This window comes from Pseudonocardia kongjuensis (assembly GCF_039526905.1).
Taxonomy (GTDB): Bacteria; Actinomycetota; Actinomycetes; order Mycobacteriales; family Pseudonocardiaceae; genus Pseudonocardia; species Pseudonocardia kongjuensis.
Genome location: NZ_BAAAJK010000017.1, coordinates 1 through 19634 on the forward strand (window position 1 = coordinate 1; position 19634 = coordinate 19634).

13 protein-coding genes are annotated in these 19634 nt (G+C 76.5%); 7 read left to right on the top strand and 6 right to left on the bottom strand.

Going from position 1 to position 19634, the window contains the following annotated elements; genetic code table 11:
* Positions 1 to 226: 226 nt before the first annotated feature.
* Genes ABD160_RS17625 through ABD160_RS17635 form a run of 3 tightly spaced genes read right to left on the bottom strand, consistent with a single transcriptional unit; the run spans position 227 to position 2571 of the window.
* Positions 227 to 1333, bottom strand: a complete 1107-nt coding sequence (locus ABD160_RS17625; RefSeq protein WP_344023774.1) for a quinone-dependent dihydroorotate dehydrogenase — start codon at positions 1331 to 1333, stop codon at positions 227 to 229.
* A gap of 34 nt (positions 1334 to 1367) precedes the next feature.
* Positions 1368 to 1742 (bottom strand): RNA-binding S4 domain-containing protein, encoded by a 375-nt coding sequence (locus ABD160_RS17630; RefSeq protein WP_344023776.1) that lies wholly within the window; start codon positions 1740 to 1742, stop codon positions 1368 to 1370.
* 28 nt (positions 1743 to 1770) lie between these two features.
* Entirely contained in the window at positions 1771 to 2571 is an 801-nt protein-coding gene (locus ABD160_RS17635) for an SDR family NAD(P)-dependent oxidoreductase (RefSeq protein WP_344023778.1), read from the bottom strand.
* Between the two features lie 54 nt (positions 2572 to 2625).
* On the opposite strand from ABD160_RS17635, the gene ABD160_RS17640 reads away from it, so the two are divergent.
* The gene (locus ABD160_RS17640) at positions 2626 to 3504 is read left to right on the top strand and encodes a diacylglycerol/lipid kinase family protein (RefSeq protein ID WP_344023780.1); all 879 of its coding nucleotides are present in this window, start codon (positions 2626 to 2628) and stop codon (positions 3502 to 3504) included.
* Here the strand turns inward: ABD160_RS17640 and ABD160_RS17645 are convergent, their stop codons facing one another.
* Positions 3505 to 4341 (bottom strand): 2-keto-4-pentenoate hydratase, encoded by an 837-nt coding sequence (locus ABD160_RS17645; RefSeq protein WP_344023782.1) that lies wholly within the window; start codon positions 4339 to 4341, stop codon positions 3505 to 3507.
* A 26-nt stretch (positions 4342 to 4367) separates the two neighbouring features.
* The gene (malQ, locus tag ABD160_RS17650) at positions 4368 to 6338 is read right to left on the bottom strand and encodes a 4-alpha-glucanotransferase (protein WP_344023784.1); all 1971 of its coding nucleotides are present in this window, start codon (positions 6336 to 6338) and stop codon (positions 4368 to 4370) included.
* 236 nt (positions 6339 to 6574) lie between these two features.
* Between malQ and ABD160_RS17655 the strand changes: the two genes are divergently transcribed.
* The 5 genes from ABD160_RS17655 to ABD160_RS17675 all read left to right on the top strand — a co-directional run bounded on the left by ABD160_RS17655 (position 6575) and on the right by ABD160_RS17675 (position 17554).
* A complete protein-coding gene (locus ABD160_RS17655; RefSeq protein WP_344023786.1) occupies positions 6575 to 9817 on the top strand; it encodes a carboxypeptidase regulatory-like domain-containing protein in 3243 nt (1080 codons plus the stop codon).
* Positions 9814 to 10677, top strand: coding sequence for an alpha/beta hydrolase (locus ABD160_RS17660; protein WP_344023787.1), 864 nt, complete (start codon positions 9814 to 9816; stop codon positions 10675 to 10677). The genes ABD160_RS17655 and ABD160_RS17660 overlap by 4 nt, the downstream gene beginning before the upstream one ends.
* Positions 10678 to 10717: 40 nt before the next feature.
* On the top strand, positions 10718 to 16306 hold the full coding sequence (locus ABD160_RS17665) for a SpoIIE family protein phosphatase (RefSeq protein ID WP_344023789.1): 5589 nt from the start codon (positions 10718 to 10720) through the stop codon (positions 16304 to 16306).
* Between the two features lie 307 nt (positions 16307 to 16613).
* Positions 16614 to 17126: a cysteine dioxygenase gene (locus ABD160_RS17670; RefSeq protein ID WP_344023791.1), complete on the top strand. Its 513-nt coding sequence runs from the start codon at positions 16614 to 16616 to the stop codon at positions 17124 to 17126.
* Positions 17123 to 17554 carry a rhodanese-like domain-containing protein gene (locus tag ABD160_RS17675; RefSeq protein WP_344023793.1) on the top strand — a complete coding sequence of 144 codons (432 nt, stop codon included), beginning with the start codon at positions 17123 to 17125 and terminating at the stop codon, positions 17552 to 17554. Before ABD160_RS17670 ends, ABD160_RS17675 begins: the two co-directional genes overlap by 4 nt.
* Here ABD160_RS17675 and ABD160_RS17680 read toward each other — a convergent pair.
* A complete protein-coding gene (locus ABD160_RS17680; protein ID WP_344023795.1) occupies positions 17500 to 18159 on the bottom strand; it encodes a TetR/AcrR family transcriptional regulator in 660 nt (219 codons plus the stop codon). The genes ABD160_RS17675 and ABD160_RS17680 overlap by 55 nt on opposite strands.
* A 56-nt stretch (positions 18160 to 18215) precedes the next feature.
* Here ABD160_RS17680 and ABD160_RS17685 point away from each other — a divergent pair, with 56 nt between their 5' ends.
* Entirely contained in the window at positions 18216 to 19430 is a 1215-nt protein-coding gene (locus ABD160_RS17685) for an oxygenase MpaB family protein (protein WP_344023797.1), read from the top strand.
* The last annotated feature ends 204 nt before the right edge of the window (positions 19431 to 19634 follow it).

Below are 19634 nucleotides of genomic sequence, written 5' to 3' on the forward strand. Positions count from 1 at the left end.
GAGAGTAGGTCGCTGCCGACATTCAACTTTTTTTGTGGGGATGCCCCGGACTTCGGTCCGGGGCATTTCTGCGTTCCGGGGCCGCGCGCGAGATGTCGTCCAGTGTCGTTGCCGGGGCGGGATGGGCGCGCTGAGGCCCATCTCGGCGGTGGCGCACCGCCGGCCGCGGTGCGGGCCGGGGAGCGCGGGAACCGCGGCGGGGCCCGTTGCGCTCCTCGGACCCGGGTCAGGGAGCGTCGACGCCGACCGCCTGAGCGACGTCGGTGAAGCCGTCCGCACGCAGCAGCGCCGCGAGCTCCCGGTGCAGCCGCGAGGGCCACAGCAGCCCGCCGTAGACGAACCCGGTGTAGGCCTGCACCAGCGCCGCACCGGCCCGGATCCGCCGGTAGGCGCCCTCGGCGTCCTCGATCCCGCCGACCGAGATGATGGTCTGGCCCTCGTCGAGCCGGGCCCGCAGCCGTCCGACCACCGCCTGCGCGCGCTCCGCCAGCGGGCGCCCGGAGAGCCCACCGGCACCGAGCGCGGCGACCGCGTCGGCCGGGGTGCGCAGCCCGTCCCGGGAGACGGTGGTGTTCGTGGCGACCACCCCGTCCAACCCCAGGCGGACGGCGAGGGCCGCGACCGCGTCCACGTCGTCGTCGCTGAGGTCGACGGTGATCTTCACCAACAGCGGCACCCGGCGGTCACCGGTGACCCGGTCGAGCTCCTCGCGGACCGCGGTCAGCAGCGGCTCCAGCGCCTCGACCTGCTGGAGGTCCCGCAGGCCCGGTGTGTTCGGCGAGCTGACGTTGACCACGACGTAGTCGGCGTAGCCGCCCAGCGCGGCCGCGCTCGCCCGGTAGTCGGCGGCGGCGTCGTCGGCGGGGACCGCCTTGCTCTTGCCGATGTTCACCCCGAGTACCGGCAGCCCGGCGACCGGGCGGGCCCGGAGCGCGGCCAGCCGGGGTGCGACGTCGGCGGCACCGGCGTTGTTGAAGCCCAGCCGGTTCACCAGGGCCCGGTCCTCGACGAGCCGGAACAGGCGCGGCTTCGGGTTGCCCGGCTGCGGGCGTCCGGTCACGGTGCCGATCTCGACCGCGCCGAAACCGAGCCGGCCCAGCGCCAGCACGCCCCGCGCGTCCTTGTCGAAGCCCGCGGCCAGACCGAGCGGGCCGGCGAAGTCGAGCCCGAGCGCGCGGGTGCGCAGCACCGGATCGGCGGGCGCGAGCCGCCCGGCGACCCGCGGCCCGACCGCAGGTGCCCCGCCGACGGCCCGGACGAGGGCGAACCCGGCACGGTGGGCGGGTTCGGACGGGACGTGCCGCAGGACGGTGCGCATCAGGGCGTCGTACATGGCCCCATCCTCACAGGACGGGTGCGGTGCGCCGCTACGGAGTCCGCCGTGCCACACCGAGCTGGTCGAGCATCCGGCGGTCCCGCTTCGTCGGCCGCCCCGCCCCGCGGTCGCGGCGCGCGAACACCGGGATCCCCGGGCCGGTCGGCTCGACCGGGGTGTGGTCGACGTAGCACTCCTGGGCGATCGGTGCGCCGACCCGCTTCTCGATCACCCGGGTGACCTCGACGATCCGGTTGCGGTCGTGCACGCGGGCCCGGACCCGGTCACCGACCCGCACCGGGGCGGCCGGTTTCGCCGGCCGGTCGTTGATCCGCACGTGCCCGCCGCGGCAGGCCGTCGCGGCGTCGGCGCGGGTCTTCGCCAGGCGCACCGACCACAGCCAGCGGTCCACGCGGGTCGCGTCCATCCACCCATCGTGCCATCGCGCGCGCCGTTCAGTAGTGGGTGACGCCCGGGGTCCCGCCGCCCGCGGCGACCGCGTCGCCGTTGATCGCGACCGAACGCGGGGAGCACAGGAAGGTGATGACGTCGGCGACCTCAGCGGCGGTGGTGATGCGGCCGATGGTGGTCGTCGCGTCCAGGCCGGCGCGGGCGGTCGCCGGATCGGTGCCGAGGGCGGCCGCCCGGGCGTCGACCAGTGCCGGGGTCCGCTCGGTCTCGGTGAAGCCGGGATGCACCACGGTCACGTTCACCCCGTGCGGGCCGAGCTCCGCGGCGAGCGCCGCCGTCATCGAGGCGACGGCCACGTTGCGCACCGAGCCGACCAGCGTGCTCGACTTCCGGGCGTTCAGCCCGCTCACGTTCACGATCCGGCCCCAGCCCTGCGCCGTCATCAGCGGCGCCACGGCGCGGGCGAAACGCAGGTAGCCGAGCAGCTTCGTCTCCAGCTCGGCGCGCACCGCGTCGTCGGTGAGTGATCCCAGGTTCGGCGGGGGTGCCGAGCCCGCCGGCCGGGCGGCGGCGTTCACCAGCACGTCGATCCCGCCGAACCGGTCCACGACGGTGCCGACTGCGGCGCGGACCGCGGCGTCGTCGTCGCTGTCGGCGGACACGGTGATGATCTCGGGGGCGGCGGCGTCGCGCAGTGATGCGGCCGCAGCGGCGAGCCGGTCCGGGTCGCGGGCCACCAGCGCCACCCGCGCACCCTCGGCGGCCAGCGCCCGGGCCGTCGCCAGTCCGATGCCGCGGCTCCCGCCGGTCACGATCGCCCGCCGCCCGGCCAGTTGCAGATCCATACCGGCGAGCGTGCCGCAGCCGTCGCGGCGTTGCACCTGGCTACGGTGTGCGGTGTGGCCGAGCCCATCGATTCCGTCCTGCTCGTGTTCAACCCGGGCAGTACCGGCGACGCCGACGTGCTCGCCGAAGCCCTCCGCGACGAGCTCGCCGAGGCCCGGCCGGAGCTGCCCGTCCGGCTGCGCCCGACCGAGTACGCCGGGCACGCCCGGGAGATCGCCCGGGAGGCCGCGTCCGGGCCGGGGCGGCCGCTGATCGTGTCCGCCAGCGGCGACGGCGGCTACAACGAGGTCGTCAACGGGATCATGGACGTGCCGGGGACCGGGGCGGCCGCGGCCGTGCTGGCCGCCGGGAACGCCAACGACCACGACCGCGTCACCAGCCGCCGCCCGCTGGCCGAGGCCGTGCTGGACGGCCGTACCGAGCCGATGGACCTGCTGGAGCTGCACCGCGGCGACGATCCGCCGCACTACGCGCACTCCTACATCGGGTTCGGGCTGACGCCGGTGGTCGCGCTGCAGATCGAGAAGGGCGGCAAGGGCACGCTGCGCGAGATCGTCACGACGGTGCGCTCGTTCTGGGCGTTCACCCCGTTCGAGGTCGAGTTCGCCGCCGGTGACCGGCGGCGGATCGACAACCTGGTGTTCGCGAACATCGGCGAGATGGCGAAGGTCGCCGAGCTCAGCGAGACCAGCAGGCCCGACGACGGCCGGTTCGAGGTGATCCTGCTCGAGCACCGTCCGAAGTGGCGGCAGCTGGCGATCGCGGTGCGCGCGGCGGTGCGCGGCCTCGGCCGCCAGCCCGCCACCCGCGAGTTCGGCTTCACCACGTGCGGGCCGATGCCGGTGCAGATCGACGGCGAGCTGTCCGACGTCGCGGCGGGCACCGCGGTGCGGGTGCGCTGCGCGGCGGGCGCGCTGCACGTCGTGCGCTGATCAGGCCGGCTGTCCGGCCAGGGTGAACTCGACGGTCCCGAGCGCGCCCCCGGCGCCGAACGCGGCCCGGATCCGCGCCCCGGGCCTGGTGCGGACCGGCGTGGTCGTGGTGCCGGTGGTCACCAGGGCCCCGGCGACCAGCCCCGGGCCGTACTGCGGGAGCGCGTCGGCGAGCCAGCCCAGCGCCGTCCACGGGTCGCCCAGTACGGCCGCGCCGGAGCCGGTGGCGATCTCGTCGTCCACCTGCAGCGAGGTCGGCGTCGCGGCCAGGTCGAGATCGAGCGCGCCGTCGATCTCCGGGCCGAGCACGAACCGGCCGGCACAGGCGGCGTCGGCCAGCAGCGACGGCGCGCCGGCGGCGACGAAGTCGTCGAACCGGGACTCCGGCAGCTCCACCGCGCAGTGCACGGCGGCGACCGCGGCTCGCAGCTGCGCCCGGGACGCGCCGGCGTCGACGTCGGCACCCAGCCGGAACGCGAACTCGGCCTCGGCGACGGCCATGTGCAGGTCGTCCGACGGGACGACGTCGCCGGGGGCGTGCCGGAACCGTTCGAACAGGATGCCGGGCAGCGGCGCGTCGACCCCGATGTGGGCCTGACCGGCCGTCGCGGTGGCGGCCAGCTTCCAGCCGTACGACGGCCCGGCCCGCTCGGAGAGCCGGCGCTGCGCGGCGAACCCCTCGGCGAGGGTGCGCGGCCGCAGCAGCTCGGGCAGCGCCGCGAGCCGCTCGCCGGTGGTCCAGGCCTGCCACAGCGCACCGGCGGTACCGTCGGCGCGGACGAGATCGACGGCCGACGGCTCGACGTCGCCGCGGTCCGTGGGACTGTGTGCGGTCATCGGGGCGGCATCCTGCCAGGCCCGGCTCACCGCCCGCGGAGGACCTCGGCGACCCGGCGGACGCGGTCGTCGGCCAGCGCCTCCTCGAGCGTCACCGGCAGCGGGATCCGCCAGTTCGGGTACTCGTCGAGGGTGCCGGGCAGGTTCGGCTGCCGTGGCTCGCCGAGGACGTCGTAGAACGACGCCAGCACCAGCCTCGACGGCGCCGCGGCGAGCAGGCCGTGCAGCGCGACGACGATCTCGTCCTCGTCGGTCACGTCCGGCGACGGCAGCAACCCCTCCGCGGCGAGCAGGGCGAGCAGCTCGTCGCGTTCGGCGCCGGCCTTCGCCTCCTCGGCGCGCGGGTCGTCGAGCAGGTCCAGCTCCGCGCGCACCCGCACGTGCTCGCCGCGCAGGAAACCGGGTGCGGTCGGCAGGTCGTGCGTGGAGATCGTCGCGACCGAGCGCTCCGGCCAGCGCGACGGTCGGCGCAGCGGGCCGTCGTCGCCGCCGGTCACCGGATCGGGATCGCGGGAGAACCACAGCACCGTCGAGCCGAGCAGGTTGCGCTCGGCCATGTCGTCGCGGATCCGCGGGATCACCGTGCCGAGATCCTCGCCGACCACCAGCGCACCGGCCCGGTGCGCCTCCAGCAGCAGCACCGCCAGCATCGCGTCGGCGTCGTAGTGCACGTAGGTGCCGCGGTCGGCGGTCTCGCCCGCCGGTACCCACCACAGTCGCCACAGGCCCATCACGTGGTCGATCCGCAGCCCGTCGGCGTGCTGCAGCAGCGCCCGCACCATGTCGCCGAACGCGGCGAAACCGGTGTCGGACAGCCGGTCCGGCCGCCACGGGGGGAGACCCCAGCTCTGCCCGCGCTGGTTGAACGCGTCCGGCGGGGCGCCGACCGAGGCGTTCAGGGCCAGCACGTCCTGCCACATCCAGGCGTCGGCGCCCTCCGGGTCGCAGCCGACGGCCAGGTCGTGGATGACGCCGACCGGCATCCCGGCGTCCCGGGCCGCGGCGCGGACCGCGGAGAGCTGGGCCTGCGCCTGCCGCTGCACCCAGGTGTGGAACGCGATCCGCGGCGCCAGCGCGCGCTGCGCGGCAGCGATCCCGGGGGCGTCCGGGCGGCGCAGGTCCGCGGGCCAGCGGGACCAGCGGCCGCCGTGGCGTTCGGCCAGCGCGCAGAAGGTGGCGAAGCTCGTGAGGTCCGGATCGGATCCGCCGTCGGGATGCCCCGCGCCGCGCCACAGCGCCTCCAGCGCAGAACGCTTCGCCATCCACACCCGGTCGTGCTCGATCCGGTCGCCGGTGGTCTCCGGGCGCAGCGCGTCGACCTCGGCACGGGTGGCCGGATCGGCGGCCGCGTAGGCGGGCAGGTCGGTGATCCGCAGCGTCAACGGGGTGGTGTAGCGGCGCGACGACGGCATGTACGGCGAGGGCTGCACCGGCGGCACCGGGGTGATCGCGTGCAGCGGGTTGAGCAGCACCGCCCCGGCGCCGTGCCCGCCGCGCACCAGGTCGGTCAGGTCGCCGAGGTCGCCGATGCCCCAGGAGTGCCGCGAGTGCAGGGCGTAGAGCTGCAGCATCCAGCCCCACGTCCGGGGCGGGTCGGGCAGCGACGGCGGTGCGACGACGACCGTCGACCGTCCGGCGTCGGTCTCCAGCAGGTAGCGGCCCGGCTCCAGCCCGGCCGGCAGCTCGCCGTCCACATCGGAGGTCCGCCCCGCCGCGTCACCGTCGACGGCGGTCAGCCCGCCCCGGCCGGGCAGCGGCCGGGACCGGTCGGTGCGGTGCCCGATCGTCGCCGGCAGCGGCGCCCGCTCGCGGGCCGCGGCCAGCGCGACCCGCTGCGCGTCCGGCCCGGAGACGTCCACCTCCAGCAGGCCCAGCACGTCCCGCACGACGGCCGCGTCGATCGGCCGCTCGGTGCGGGTGCCGTCGAGATACGAGGTCGCGACGCCGTGCGCGTCGGCGATCTCGGCGAGCTCGGGGTCCACCGGGTCGCGGGTCATGGGGAAGATCCTGACCGATGCAGCCGATCCCGGCGCGGGCGGTGGTCCCACCAGCGCCGACACCGACACGCGGGCGGGGTTCAGCCGCACCGGACGTGCGGCCGACGGTGCTACGGTGCGTCGCCGGACATGCCGACCGGGTCACCGGAGCCGCAGGTACCCGACGCGGCGCCGGGCCTCCCCGGTTCGACCGTGTCGTGGGACCGGTGCATGGTGTCCGGCAGGAGGATCTCCAGATGTCGACGTGGGCCCTGCTGGGGCTGTTGGTGGTGGTGCTGGTGGCCGTCGGGATCGCAGCGTTCCTGCGGTGGGGGCGGGGCCGGGACGACGACCCGACGTCGCACGACGACGGGGCGCGGCCGCGCACCGTCGCGGACCTGGTCGATCGCCGGGCCCGCGGGCTCGACGACACCGTCGCTCCCGAGCCGGAGCCGGCCCCCGGGCCGGCGGTGGAGCCCGTGCCGTCGGAGCCGATCGCGGCCGACCCGGTCGCGGCCGATCCGGCCGCCGGGGATCCGCTGCCCGGCGACGACGGTCCGGTCGAACCGGAGCCGGTCCGCCGCGCGGCGCCGCGGCCCGCGCTCGGGCCGCTCGGGGTCACCGTGTCGTCCGCGCCGGACATCACCGACGCCGCGGGCGACCCGGCGGAGGACGCCGAGGACGCGGAGGACGCGGCCACCGACCGGATCCCCGAGGTCCGCTCCGCCGAGCCGCGGATCACCCCGGACGTGAGCGCCGGGCCGGTCGGCCCGCCGTGGTCCCGCGGGTTCAAGGACGGCAAGCCGGTGGAGCCGGTCGATCCGCCGACCGCACCGACCCGGCGGGTGCCGGCCCCGACGCCGATCGTCCGCAGGCGCCCGGTGGAGCGGCCCCGGACCGGGACCGACGGGCCGGGACCGGACAGCTCGGCGCCGGACATCAGCATTCCGGACAGCACTCCGGACAGCGCCCCGGACGGCGCCCCGGACACCTCCGTGGCTCCGACGCCGACCGCCGGGGGGCTCGCCTCGATCGCGGCGTTCCGTGCGGCCCGCGGCGACCGGCCCGGGCCCGAGGACCTCGACCCGGCAGGCTCCGGGGAGGCCTGGGACCACGCCGTGGGGCAGGACCCGAACGCGTCGGTGCCGGAGGTGGAGGTCGACGCGGTCACCGCGGGGCGGGCGCCGGTCGACGACGACGGCGCGGAGCCGATCGACTTCGGGCGTGGGGTGGCGGGGCGGCATGCCGTCGCGGCCCCGGATTCCCGCGCCGCTGCCGAGCCGGACACTGCTGCTGGTCCGGACACCGCTGCTGGGTCGGACGCTGCTGCTGGACCGGCCGCTGCTGGTGTGTCGGGCGCTGCTGCTGGGTCGGGCGCTGCTGGTGTGTCGGGCGCTGCTGGTGCGTCGGGCGCTGCTGGTGCGTCGGGTGACGCTGCTGTGGTGGACGCCGGTGCTGCGCCGGATGACGCGGCCGGCTCGGGTGGTGCGGCTCCGGAGGGTGCTGCTGCGCCCGCTGACGAGGCCGCCCCGGCCGAGGGCGCCGGCTCGGGTGACGGTGCCGGTCGTGGGGCCGCGTTCGCCGGTGGGGCGGTGGCTGCGGCCGCGGCCGCAGCGGCGGTGACGGCGGCAGGTCCGGGGAACCGGACCGGGTCGTCCGACGGGTCGGACGAGGCCGCTGCGTCCGCCGGGTTCGTCGGGCCCACTGGGGCCGCTGAGTCCACTGAGTTCGCAGAGTCAACCGGGGGCTCCGGGTCCGGCGCGACCGGCGGGACCTCCGCCGGTGCAGCCGCGACCGGCGGGGCTGTCGAGGCCGCTACCGCCGACGTGACCGAGGTGGGCGCCGGTGCCGGAGAGATCGAGCAGGCCGAGCTGACCGGCCAGGCGGAGCAGACCGGCGGGGCTGCCGCGGCCGAGGCAACCGATTCAGCCGAGCAGGTCGACCGGGCTGAGCGGGCCGACGGTGCTGAGCAGGCACTCGGGGTCGAGCGGCCCGACGCGGCCGAGGCGGCCGATTCAGCCGAGCTGGTCGACCGGGCTGAGCGGGCCGACGGTGCTGAGCAGGCACTCGGGGCCGAGCAGTCCGACGCGGCCGAGGCGACCGAGCCGACCGATTCAGCCGACCGGGCCGAGCCGGCCGAGCCGGCCGACACAGCCGAGCCGGCCGACACAGCCGAGCCGGCCGACCGGGGCGAGCCTGCCGACGACGCCGAGGCGGCCGAGCACTCCGACCGGGCCGAGCAGGCCGGGCAGACCGAGCAGGCCGGGCAGTCCGACCGGGCCGAGCAGTCCGAGCATGCTGACCGGGCCGAGCAGTCCGAGCATGCCGACCGGGCCGACCGGGCGGAGCAGGCCGGGCAGACCGACCGGGCCGAGCTGGCCGGGGAGCCCGAGCAGCCCGCGAGCCCCGAGCGGTCCCTGCAGGCCGGCCCCACACCGACCGGCGCACCCGCCCCGATCCGCTCCGACCAGCGCTCCCCGGTGGATCCGGACCTGGTCAAGCGGGTCACCGCGGTGCCTGCGGAGCGCCCGGTCCTGCGCGGCGCGGCGAGCCCGGACACCGAGCGCGAGTTCCGCGAGGCCCGGGACCGGATCACCGGCCAGCCGAGCTGGAGCAGCCGGGTGCCCGAGCAGGCGGGCGCCGCCGAGCGGGCGCAGGTCTCCGAGGCCCGGATCGCCAGCATCGGGCTGGCCGCCACCGGCCACCGGGAGTCCGGCGACAATCCCGAACCGCCGCCCCGGCCGGCCCCGCGGCTGCTGCGCTCCACCCGCCCGGTCACCGACCGTCCGGAGCCGCCGCCCGCGGCCGATCCCGCGCCGCGGCCCGCGACGCCGGCACCCGAACCGGAGGTCTCCCCGACCGTGAGCACCGTCAGCGCCGTGAGCACGGCAGCCCCGTCGACTCCCTCGGCGCCGGTCGCCGACCGCACCGAGGAGCGGACCGAGGACGTGGCGCTCACCGTGCGCCGGCCCGGCCCCGCGCCGGAGGTGGTCGTCCCCGGGACCGCACCGCAGGACGTCGAGATCCGGGTCCTCGGACCGGACGACGCCGCACTCGCCGGTGCCGCCGTCGAACTCCGGGACCGGGCGGGTACCCCGGCCGGATCCGCCGTCACCGGCTCCGACGGCATCGCCCGGGTCCCGGCGCCGGGGGCGGGCGAGTTCGCCGTCGTCGCACGCCTGGACGGGCACCGCCCCGGCGTCGCCGCCGTCTCGGTGGCCGACACCGCCGTCGCGGTCACGGTGCGGCTGCGCCGCTCGGCCACCGTGCGCGGCACGGTGCTGACGGCCGCCGGACCGGCCGCCGGCGTCCCGGTCGCCCTGGAGCAGGACGGCGACCCGGTCGCCGAGGCCCGCACCGGCCCGGACGGCACCTTCCGGCTCACCGACCTGGACCCCGGCCGGTACCGGCTCGTCGCGGGCACCGGCGACGCCGTCTCCGGGACCGATGTCGAGGTCCCCGCGGGCGGTGACGTCGAGCAGGACGTGACGGCGTCGTGACCGGCGAGCCGGACGTGCAGGGCCGGTTGCCCGGCGTCGGCGGGATCGAGCTGTTCTGGCAGGGCTGGCTGCCCGACGGCGACCCGTCCGGCGTGCTGCTGATCAGCCACGGCATCGGCGAGCACTCCGGCCGCTACGGCACCGTCGTCGACACGCTGCTCCCGGACGGCTGGGCGGTGTACGGGCTCGACCACCGCGGGCACGGCCGCTCCGGCGGGACCCGGGTGCACGTCCGTCGTTACGACGACCTGCTGCAGGACTTCGAGACGTTCCGGCGGGAGATCGTCGCCCGGCACCCGGGGCTCCCGGTGTTCCTGCTGGGGCACAGCCTGGGCGGGCAGATCGCGCTGGCCTACGCGCTGCGGCACCAGAACCGGCTGGCCGGCCTCGCGCTCTCGGCGCCCGCGCTGGCCTCGGACGCCGTCCCGGCGGTGCTCGTCCCGGTGCTGTCCCTGGTGTCCCGGGTGCTGCCCACGGTGCGCCCGGTCGGGATCGACACCGCGGCGATCAGCTCCGATCCGGCGGTGGTCGCCGACTACCACGCCGATCCGCTGGTCCACCACGGCAAGCCGACCCTGGCACTGGGTGCCGCCGTCTACGCGACGATGGACACCCTCCCGTCCCGGGCGGCCGAGCTGCGGCTGCCGCTGCTGGTGCAGCACGGCACCGCCGACCGGCTCACCGACCCGGCGGGCACCCGCACGCTCGACGAGTCGAGCGGCTCGCCGGACACCACGGTGCGCTGGTACAAGGACTTCTGGCACGAGATCTACCACGAGCCCGGCCGGGACCGGCCGCTGTCGGATCTGCGGCGGTGGCTGGGCGAGCACCGCGACGCGCACCGCGGCTCGCGGGCCTGACCGCTCCCGGGGGCGCCGCGGGCCGCCGGATGGTGGAATCGTGGGCGCAGCAACGGCGAACGAGGTGGCGCGCACGGTGACCAGGTCCGACGATCAGGCGGTCGACGCCGCCGTCCCGGTGCGCACCCTGCTGGAGACCACCGACTGGTCGGCGACCCCGCTCGGCCCGCGATCGGGCTGGGACCGCGAGCTGGAGGACTCGGTCCGGTTCATGCTGGAGAGCCGGCAGGCGCTCGTCGTGTGGTGGGGCCCGGAGCTGGTGCTGCTCTACAACGACGTGTTCATCGAGCACTCCGGGCTGCGGCATCCCTACGCCTTCGGCCGCCCGCTGCGGGAGGGCTGGCCGGAGATCACCGAGCATCTCGCCGGTGAGCTGTCGGAGCTGCTGGCCGGCGGCCGGGAGGGCATCTACCGGGCCGACGACAGGATCGTCCTGAACCGGTGGGGCCGTCCGGAGGCCACCTGGTGGAACTACTCGGCGACGCCGGTGCGCGGGCCCGACGGCGACGTCCGCGGGCTGATCACGCTGACCACCGAGGCCACCGGGAGCGTCGTGGCGTCGCGCCGGATGGCGGTGCTCGCCGCGCTCGGCGAGGTCGCCCGCGACTCCCCGACGATGGACCTCGCCGTCGAACGGCTGCAGGCGGCGCTCGGCGACGCCGCCGAGGACGTGGCCTGCGCGGTCGTCGCCGTCCCCGGCCCGGAACCGCGGACGCTCACCACGGTCCGGGTGGCCGCACCGCCGGACGACTGGCTGCCCGCCGACCGGGGCCCGGACGCCGGTCCGGCCGTCGAGTTCGTCACCGGCGCGCCGGTGTCCGCGGCCGACGGGACGGTGACCGAGCTCGCCCGCGCCGTCATGCACACCCCGGACGGGGCCACCGGGATCGCCGTGGTGGTCGGCGTCCCGCCGCTGCTGCCGCTCGACGAGCCGCAGCGCGCGTTCCTGCGGCTCGTCGTCGGGCACATCGGCACCGTCCTCACCGCGGCCCTCGCCCGGGACCGCGAACGCGACCGGCGCGAGGACATCAGCACCGAGCAGCACACCCGCGCCGACTACTACGCCGGCCTCGGCGACGAGTTCCGGGACCCGCTGACCCTGGTCCTCGGACCGCTGGAACGGCTGCGCGGCCATCCCGACCATGCGGTCCGCGCCCAGGTCGACATCGCCCAGCGCAACGCCCAGCGGATGCTCAAGCTCGTCGACGGCCTGCTGGACGCCTCGGCGCTGCACTCCGGCAGGCAGGAGGGCACCTTCGCGCCGACCGACCTCGGCTCGACCACGGCGGAGCTCGTCGCGGCGTTCGCCCCGGTCCTCGAGCGGGCCGGCCTGGAGCTGACCGTGGACTGCCCGCCCGCCGGCCGGCCGGTCTGGGTGGACCGGGACGCCTGGGAGAAGATCGTCCTCAACCTGCTCAGCAACGCCGTCAAGTACACCGTCGCGGGCGGGGTGCGGGTCGAGCTCGGCCAGGACGGCGAGCAGGTCGTGCTGCAGGTCGCCGACACCGGCGCCGGGATCCCGCCCGACGAGATCGAGACCGTGTTCGAGCGCCGCCGCCGCCCCGGCCGGGCCCGCGGGCGGACCAGCGAGGGCAGCGGGCTCGGGCTGCCGCTGATCCGGCAGCTGGTCCGGCTGCACGGCGGCAGCATCGGCGTCGACAGCTCGTCCGGTGCCGGCAGCACGTTCACCGTCCGGCTCCCGCTCGGGTTCGCGCACCTGGCCCAGGACCGGCTGGTCCGGTCCCGGACCGGTTCCCGCGCCACCCCGCGGCTGGCCGGCCCGTACGTGGCGGAGGCGCTGCGCTGGCTGCCCGATCCGCCGGACGGCGCCGACCCGGCGGACGGCCTCGCCCCGGCCCGCGGCCGGTCCGTGGACGGGACCGTCGTCGACGGGCTGGACCTGGAGCGCCGCGACCGGGTGCTGGTCGTCGACGACGACCGGGAGATGCGCGGCTACCTGCGGGACCTGCTCGCCGAACGATGGACCGTGCAGGTCGTCGCGGACGGCGCGGCCGCGCTGGACGCGGCCCGCACCGACCCGCCCGACCTGGTCGTCGCGGACGCGGCGCTGCCCGCGAGCGGCGGCATCGAACTGCTGCGGGCGCTGCGGTCCGATCCGCGGACGGTCGGCGTGCCGGTGGTGCTGCTGTCCTCGCGGGCCGGCGAGGAGGCCGCCGTCGAGGGCTTCGCGGCGGGCGCCGACGACTACCTCGTGCGGCCGTTCTCGGCCCGCGAGCTGCTGGCCCGGGTCACCAACCACCTGCAGCTCGGCCGGGTCCGCCGGGCCGCCGAGCTGCAGTTCCGCGCGATGGCCGACTCCACGCCCGCGCTGATCTGGGTCGACGACCCGGGCGGGCACCGGCTGTTCGTGAACCGCGGATGGCTCGACTTCACCGGCGTCGACGACCCGTCCAACGAACTCGGGCTGGACTGGCGGCGCCGCATCCACCCGGACGACCGCGACCGGTACCGCTCGGTCACCGAGGCCGCCGCCCGCGCGCACGCCCCGTTCGAGGTCGAGTACCGGCTGCTGGACCGGACCGAGCGGTACCGCTGGGTGCTCGACCGCGGCGCCCCGGTCCGGGACGGCGAACGGTCGGCCGGGTACGTCGGCGGCTGCCTGGACATCGACGTCCAGCACCGGGAGCAGCGCAGGCACCGGATCTACTCCGAGGTCGCCGAGTCGCTGGAGCGGGAGATCACCCGGACCGGGCGCACCGACCAGCTGGTCCGCGCCGTCGTCGACGACCGGCTGGCCGAGGTCGCGCTGGTGCACGACGCCGAGGCCGCCGAGGACGGCCTGACGCTCGCGGTCGCCGCCGACCGGGCCGCGCTGGAACCGTCGCTGCGCCGGCTGGGCCCGCTGGTGCCGACCGGTCGTCCGGAGATCATCACCGCGGACCGGCTCGACGAGGTCCTGGCCGGGCTGCCCACCGCGCAGCGCCGCGCCTGGGGCAGGCTGCGGGTCCGCTCCGCGATGGTCGTCCCGCTGCCCGCGCGCGGCCGGACCAGCGCGGTGCTCACCGCGGTCCGCACCGAGCCCGACGCCGCCCCCTACACCGCCGACGACCTGGACCTGCTGTCCGAGATCGGTCGCCGGGCCGGGCTCGCGATCGACAACGCACGGCTGCTGGAGCAGGAACGGTCCTCGGCGCAGCGGCTCGGCCTGCTGCACCGGGCGACCGCGAAGATGTCCGCGGCGGCCACCGCCGGGGAGGTCGCGGCCATCGCCGCCGACCACATCGTCGACCTGCTCGACGCCGACTACGCCGGCCTGTGGGAGGTCCGCGGTAAGTGGCTGCAGGCGCTCACCGGCCACGGCTGGGACCGCGAGATGTGGCGCCGGGCCGGCCGGATCCGGGTGGACGCGCCGATGGCGTTCGCCGACGTGCTCGCCGACCGCGAACCGCTCTGGTTCTCCGCCGCCCGGGAGTGGGCGGCCCGCTATCCGGCGCAGATCGGCGTCGCCCCGGACAACTCGCAGACCCTCGGCTACCTTCCGCTGGTCGCCGGCGGCCGGACCCTCGGCGTCCTCGCCGTGTCGATGCTCGCCGAGCGCACCCTGTCCGAGGGGGACCGGGAGGCCGCCCTCGCGGTCGCCGAGCTGACCGCGCAGGCGCTCGACCGCGCGTCCATGCTGGACGCCGAGACCGAGGCCCGGCGGCTCGCCGAGCGGCTCGGTGCGGTCGCGACCGGCCTGGCCAGGGCGACCGATCTGGACTCGGTCGCGGCGGTCGTCGTCGAGCACGGGCGGAGCTCGATCGGCGCGGAGTCCGTCGCGCTGCTGGTGATCGACGACAACGGGGTGCTCGCGCTGCTCGGCGAGGCGGGCTGGCCGGACAACGGGCCGCCGATGCGCACCCCGGCGCGCAACCACCCGCTCAGCCGGGCGGTCAGCGGCGGCGAGCCGATCTGGAACGCCCAGGACATGTCCGAGGTGCGGCGCTACCCGGTGCACACGGCGGTGCCGCTGATGGTGGCGGCGCGGCCGATCGGCGTGCTCGGCATGCGGTTCGGGCAGGAGCCGACGTTCACCCCGGAGATGCAGAGCTTCGTGCGCACCATGGCGAACCAGTGCGCGCAGGCGATCGTGCGGGCCCAGCTGCACCAGGCCGAGCACGAGGTCGCGGTGACCCTGCAGCGCAGCCTGCTGCCGCAGAAGCTGCCCGACATCGACCGGCTGTCGCTGGCCACCCGCTACCGGCCCGGGACCCAGGGGACCGAGGCCGGCGGCGACTGGTTCGACGTGCTGGACCTCGACGACGGCATCGTCGCGCTGGTGGTCGGCGACGTCGTCGGCCGGGGACCGTCCGCGGCCGCCGTGATGGGGCAGCTGCGCAGCGCCGTCGCGGCGAACCTGGTCAACGGCCAGCCGCCGGCCGGTGCCCTCGAACAGCTCGACCAGTTCGCGCTGCGGGTGCGCGGGGCGACCGCCAGCACGGTGGCCGTCGCGCTCGTCGACATCGGCACCGGGGAGCTGCGCTACGCCAGCGCCGGGCATCCGCCGCCGCTGGTCGCCGGGCCGGGCGGGGTGCGCATGCTGTCCGAGGGACGCGGCGTGCCGCTGGGCATCTCGGGCCGGCCGCCGTTCGCCGAGGCGACCGACCGGATCGAGCCGGGGGAGACCATCCTGCTGTGCTCGGACGGGCTGTTCGAGCGCCGCGACGAGGTGATCGACGACGGGCTGGCCAGGCTGACCGAGGCGTTCGGCGAGCTCGCCGACGCGCAGCCCCGGGACATGGCCGATCCGCTGCTGAACCGGATGTCGGAGGGCTCGTCGGTGCCCGACGACACCGTCGTCGTGGTCGCCCGCCTGATGCCGGCACCGCTGCGCACGGTGATCGAGGCCGACCCGAAGCGGCTCGCCGCGCTGCGCCGCACGGTCGGCGGCTGGGCCGCGACCTGCGGGATGGGGCCGGACGCGGTCAGCGACCTGCAGCTGACCGTCGGCGAGGCCGTCACCAACGCGATCGAGCACGCCTACCTGCCCGACGACGTCGACGCCGCCGCCGGGGTCGACCTGGAGCTCGCCGTCGCCTCGGACGGCTCGGTCGCCGTCCGGGTCGCCGACGGCGGCCGGTGGCGCCCGGCGCCGGCCGATCCCGGCTACCGGGGCCGCGGGATCGCGCTGATCCGGGAGCTGGCCGAGGACGTCGTCATCGAGCCGTCCGACACCGGCACCACGGTGCGGTTCCGGTTGCCCGCCACCCCGGTCGACGTCGGGACGCCCGGTGCCAGGCCGCCGGTGGAGTTCGTGGCGGGCGAGCCCGAGCCGGACCGGGACGCCGGCACGGCCGACGACGGCCGCGCCGAACGGACCCGGTTGCGCGTCGCACCGGACGCGCACGGGGTGCGGCTCACCGTGATCGGCGATCTCGACCCGAGCGGGGTCGCCGCGATCCGCGGCCCGCTCGCCGAACACCTCGACCGCGGGCTGCCGGTGACCCTGAACCTGGCGTCGGACTCGTTCGTCAGCAGCGCCGGCATCGCGCTGCTGTCCGAGGTCGCCCGGCGGATGCGGACCGACGGGGTGCCGCTGACGCTGGTCGCGCCGGCCGGGAGCCAGGCGCGCCGGTCGCTGGTGCTCTCCGGGCTGGACACCGTCATCGGGATGTCCGACGAGAGCTGAGCCACCGCTTCTGTGACGGCGAACACGCAGGTCACAGGCATGGTGTCCGGACAGGGTGCGGTCGCGTCCCGCCCGCCGGACGGCTCCTTGAAGCGGATGTTGCGGTGTGGTGACATCGGTGTCGTGAGCCAGGCAGCGACCCTCGGACCCCTCTGGGGCACCCGTCGCGCCGACCACTTCGATCAGGGCTGTCGCCCGAGCTGAGGATCCGTTCCCCGCTCGTCCGATCCCCTGGAGCCCTGCCGTGTCCGCGCCCGTCCGTGCGTCCCGCCCTGCCCGTGTCCGACCCGCCTCCCGGCCCGCGCCGGTGCACGCGCGGCCGGTCACCGCGCCCACCCCGTACGACCTCGACGACCTGCTCGACCTGACCCGCCTGATCGCCACGGAGGTGCGGGCCGGGCAGCACGAGGTCGTCGTCGATCCGGACCGCCGCTGGTACCGGCTGCTGCGCAGCGACGGGTTCTGCGACGTCTGGCTGATCTCCTGGGCGACCGAGCAGATCGCCGAGCTGCACGACCACGCGGGATCGCTCGGCGCGCTGACCGTCGTGTCCGGGTCGCTGACCGAGCGCCGGTGGAGCGGCCCGTCCGGGCTGCGCACCCGCACCCTGCGGCACGGCCGCGGCGCCGGCTTCCCGCTCGGCCACGTGCACGACGTCGCGAACACCGCCGAGGAGCCCGCGGTGAGCGTGCACGCCTACTCGCCGCCGCTGTCGGCGATGTCGTACTACGACGTCGAGGACGTCCCCGCCACCGCGGGACACCAGCGGCTGCGCCGCACCAGGACCGAGCTGGTCCGGCCCGGCCAGGGCGTCGGATGACGTCGGTCGGGGACCTCCTCGCGGCGGCCAGGGCCCGGCTGGACCGGCCCGGCCCGCACCGGGCCGCGGAGCTCGCGCGGGACGGGGCGCTGCTCGTCGACACCCGGCCGGGCTGGCAGCGGGTCGAGGAGGGCGCGGTCCCGGGTGCGCTGGTGATCGAGCGCAACCACCTGGAGTGGCGGCTCGATCCGACGTCCGACGCGCGCATCCCGGAGGCCGTCGACCACGACGTCACCTGGGTGCTGTTCTGCTCCGAGGGGTACAGCTCCAGCCTGGCCGCGGCGTCGCTGCAGGATCTCGGCCTGCACCGGGCCACCGACATCGACGGCGGCTTCCGGGCGTGGGCCGCTGCCGGGCTGCCCACCGAGCCCGGTCAGGACGGCCCGTCGGACGCGACCCGGCCGCCGCTCCACCGCGCGTCCAGGTAGCCGGAGACGAGCGCGGTCAGCTCGTCGAGCAGGACGTCACGGTCGAGATCGGGGGACTCCAGCACGTAGCTGGTCGTCAGGTGCTCGACCGTGCGGACCACGGTCCAGGCGGCCGCCCGCACCGTGCCGGTGTCGGTGCCGCCGCGGCTGAGCAGGGCGGTGGCGACCAGGTCGTCGATCCGCCTGGCGAACGCGGCCCGCCGGCCGCCGGGGGCCCGGGGCAGCTGCTCGGCGATCACCCGGACCAGGTCGGGCTGCTCGGCGAACGCGTCGAGCAGCGCCTCCAGGGTGGCCCGGACGGCCGGTGCGGTGCCCGCCTCCGGTGCGTGCAACCCGCCCAGGGCGTCGAGGAACGCGCGCGAGACGCGAGCCTCCATCGCGTCGAGGTACCGGTCGAGCACCTCGGCCAGCACGGCGTCCTTGCCCGGGAAGTACTGGTAGAGCGAGCCCGGCGAGATGCCGGCGGCGGCCGCGATCCGGTTGGTCGACGCGCCGTCGTACCCGCGGGTGACCAGCACCTCCCGGCCGGCCTCGACGATCCGTTCCACCATCCGCCGCGACCGCTCCTGGCGGGGCTCCCGCCGCCGCCCGCCGCGACCGGTCACGCCGGGCCCCGGTACGCGCGTTGAACGCGAGCACTTGCTCGTGTCAGCATGCGTCCATGGTGGCAGAGGCGTCGATCAGCCCGGTGTACCCCCGCCGTTTCCGCAGCTCACCGGAACGCAACGCGCGGATCGCCCGGCCGCTCGCGCTGGTCGCCGGGGTCCGCGAGCCCGATCCCGCGCTGCTCGACGAGCTCGGCCGCCGGATGCTGCTCCGCGACGAGACCGGCGCCGCGCTGGCCCGCGCGATGGGGCGGGACCGCGCCGATCCCGAGCGGGTGACCATGCGCGCGTTCCACCGGGCACTGGAAGCCGGTGGACCGGACGACGACGCGCCGCCGGCGTTGCGGGAGTTCTTCGCCGCCGTCACCCCCGAGCCGGACTGGGTCGATCCCGACCTGCTCGAACGCGGCGGGCGCGCCTACCGGCGGCTCGGCCGCAGCCGGGACGACGTGCTGCTCGGGCTGTCGCTGATCGGCGGCTACCGCTACGGCGGCCCCACCGAGCTGCTCGTCCGCACCGGCGGCCTGACCGGTGCCGGAGCGATGCGCCGGCTCGGCGAGACCCAGGCGTGGGGGTTCGCGGTGAGCCGGCCCGGCGGGATGGCCCGCGGCGGCGAGGGCTGGCGGGCGACACTGCACGTCCGGGCCATGCACGCACTCGTGGCGGACCGCTTCGAGCGGGGCGACCGCTGGGACAGCGCCGAGCACGGGCTGCCGATCAACCGGTCCGACCTGGCGGCCACCCTCGGGCTGTTCAACAGCACCGCGATCCTCGGCTGCCGGCTGCTCGGCAGGCACGTCCCCCGGGCCGACGCCGCCGCGATCATGCACCTCTGGCGCTACATCGGGTGGCTGATGGGTGTCGACGACGACTGGTTGTTCGCCACCGAGCGGGACCAGAACGCGTTCAACCACCACGTGCTGCTGGCCCAGGGTGACGTGACGCCGAACGGGGCCCGGCTGACCGGTGCGCTGGTCGAGGGGCTCCGTGACGAGCGGCCCGGCCTGCGCGGACGCTGGAGGCGGCGCCGGTTGCTGTCCCTGCTGCGACTGTTCCTGGGCGCCGAGGGGATGCGGGACCTCGGGCTGCCGGTGTCGCTGCCCTGGATCGTGCCGTCGCAGGTGCTGCGCAACCTCGTCGAGTCGGTGGTCGTCGCGCGGACCGGGCGTGGGCGGCGGTGGTTGGCGGAGCGGTCGGACCGGCGGGTCCGGGCGGACCTCGCGCTGCGTTTCGGGGGTGAGCGCCCGGGGCCGCGGGAGCTGCCGGGCTGAGCGCGGGGCGGTTCGGGCCGGTCGGGTCGCTGCGCTGTGCCGGGGCCGGGCCGCGGCTGGTCGGGCCGTACGAGCCGAGCCGCTCCGAGCCGCACCGTGTCGCGCCGCACCGTGTCGCGCCGCACCGCGCCGCGCCGTGTCGGGCCGCGCCGTGTCGGGCCGGGCCGGGCCGCACCGAGCCGCGCGCCGCACCGTGTCGGGCCG

Coding starts and splice junctions, on each gene's coding strand:
- ABD160_RS17685 (WP_344023797.1), top strand. CDS start 18,216: ATGGTGGCAGAGGCGTCGATCAGCCCGGTGTACCCCCGCCGTTTCCGC.
- ABD160_RS17645 (WP_344023782.1), bottom strand. CDS start 4,341: ATGACCGCACACAGTCCCACGGACCGCGGCGACGTCGAGCCGTCGGCC.
- ABD160_RS17630 (WP_344023776.1), bottom strand. CDS start 1,742: ATGGACGCGACCCGCGTGGACCGCTGGCTGTGGTCGGTGCGCCTGGCG.
- malQ (WP_344023784.1), bottom strand. CDS start 6,338: ATGACCCGCGACCCGGTGGACCCCGAGCTCGCCGAGATCGCCGACGCG.
- ABD160_RS17675 (WP_344023793.1), top strand. CDS start 17,123: ATGACGTCGGTCGGGGACCTCCTCGCGGCGGCCAGGGCCCGGCTGGAC.
- ABD160_RS17625 (WP_344023774.1), bottom strand. CDS start 1,333: ATGTACGACGCCCTGATGCGCACCGTCCTGCGGCACGTCCCGTCCGAA.
- ABD160_RS17635 (WP_344023778.1), bottom strand. CDS start 2,571: ATGGATCTGCAACTGGCCGGGCGGCGGGCGATCGTGACCGGCGGGAGC.
- ABD160_RS17655 (WP_344023786.1), top strand. CDS start 6,575: ATGTCGACGTGGGCCCTGCTGGGGCTGTTGGTGGTGGTGCTGGTGGCC.